The organism is Myxococcus llanfairpwllgwyngyllgogerychwyrndrobwllllantysiliogogogochensis, assembly GCF_006636215.1.
In the GTDB taxonomy this organism is placed as follows: domain Bacteria; phylum Myxococcota; class Myxococcia; order Myxococcales; family Myxococcaceae; genus Myxococcus; species Myxococcus llanfairpwllgwyngyllgogerychwyrndrobwllllantysiliogogogochensis.
This window is the reverse complement of record NZ_VIFM01000566.1, coordinates 1-867: the sequence shown is the minus strand read 5'-3', so window position 1 is coordinate 867 and position 867 is coordinate 1. Positions and strand designations below refer to the sequence as shown.

General features: G+C 68.2%; 2 protein-coding genes. One reads left to right on the top strand and one right to left on the bottom strand.

Annotated features, from left to right (window positions below):
* A partial coding sequence (locus FJV41_RS49345) for a hypothetical protein (RefSeq protein WP_246137911.1) occupies positions 1-567 on the top strand: 567 nt, incomplete at its 5' end.
* Between the two features lie 28 nt (positions 568-595).
* On the opposite strand, the gene FJV41_RS49340 is transcribed toward FJV41_RS49345, so the two are convergent.
* On the bottom strand, positions 596-712 hold the full coding sequence (locus FJV41_RS49340; RefSeq protein WP_141649535.1) for an aminopeptidase: 117 nt from the start codon (positions 710-712) through the stop codon (positions 596-598).
* Positions 713-867: the final 155 nt, after the last annotated feature.

Sequence of the window (867 nt, the reverse complement as noted above, 5' to 3'; positions counted from 1 at the left end):
AGCCCACCGACCACCCCCAACCTAGGAATCGCGCTTCCCGACGGGAAGTCCGACATCCCGCACATGAAAACACCGACCCTGAATTCTGGACGTTTCACCCTGACTGGCGTCGCGGTCCTCGCCCTTGCCATGGGCCTGGCCGCCCCGGGTTGTGGAGACGGCGCCACCCCCTGCACCGAGTGTCCGCCCCTGGAAGGTCGCTACCGGATGGCCTTCGGCGACGGCGGCGTACCGGCCGACTGCACCCTGCTGGGCGTGGAGCTGCCCCGGGGACGGCCGCTGGACATCACCCGCTCCGGCGACAGGCTCATCGGCAACCTGGAGGGCGTGGGGCTTCTGGGGAATGTGTCCGCGGAGGGCTCATTCACCCTCGCCGGCTCCCTGGGCGGAGCCATGGATGGCGGGAGGATGGACACCCTGAGCCTCGCCGGTCGCTACACGTCCTTCGAGGGGGACGGCGGCACGGCGCGACTCGATGGGACGTATACCGGCAACTACTCTCGCCCGAGCGGAACGGCGCCCCAGCGGTGCAGCGTCATCGTTCCGTTTTCGGCGACCCGGGAATAGCGCCACGGGCCGCCAACGGAGGACGGGCCTACTTCTTCTTGCTCTCGGCGGCCTTCGCTTCGGCCTTGTTCTTCTTGGCCCGCTTCTTCCAGGCCTGCTTGATCTTCATCTGCACGCGGCGGTGCTTGCTCTTGCTGCGGGCCATCGTTGACTCCTGTGCTCCGGTGTGGAGACGTGAAAAGAGGCGCTTAACTATCAGAACCCGAGGGGCTGCCGGAAGAGGAACCCTCCGAAGGCTGGGAAGGGGCCTGCTCGGCCCCCGGCTCCCCCCCGGAATCGACCTCCGGGGCGGGCCGGGTC